The organism is Streptomyces sp. GbtcB7, assembly GCF_019091445.1.
Taxonomy (GTDB): domain Bacteria; phylum Actinomycetota; class Actinomycetes; order Streptomycetales; family Streptomycetaceae; genus Streptomyces; species Streptomyces mirabilis.
The window spans coordinates 1-380 of record NZ_JAGXJM010000162.1 but is presented as its reverse complement, the minus strand read 5'-3'; the positions used below and the strand labels follow the sequence as shown (position 1 = coordinate 380).

The 380-nt window shown below is 63.9% G+C and carries 1 protein-coding gene; it reads right to left on the bottom strand.

All coding sequences use genetic code 11. The features are described from left to right. Positions 1–380: alpha-amylase family glycosyl hydrolase (locus KVT44_RS55670; protein WP_254651243.1), on the bottom strand; the 380-nt coding region annotated here is incomplete at both ends.

Genomic DNA, 380 nt, shown 5'->3' with positions numbered 1-380 from the left:
CGTACCGCCATGAAGATCCGCGGCATGACGGGGAAGTGGAACGCCATGTGGCACTCGTCGCCGCCGGAGGGGAAGTCGCCGAAGTAGTCGACGACGTCCTCGGGCCACTGGTTCGCCTCCGCCAGCAACACCGTGTCCGGATAGTGCGTGTCGATCTCCTTGCGGACCCGCTTCAGGAACTCGTGCGTTGCCGGAAGGTTTTCGCAGTTCGTTCCCTCGACCTGGTACAGGTATGGCACCGCGTCCAGCCGGAACCCGTCGATGCCCAGGTCCAGCCAGAACCGCAGCGCGGAGATGATCTCCTCCTGGACGGCGGGGTTCTCGTAGTTGAGGTCGGGCTGGTGGGAGAAGAAGCGGTGCCAGAAGTACTGCTTGCGGAC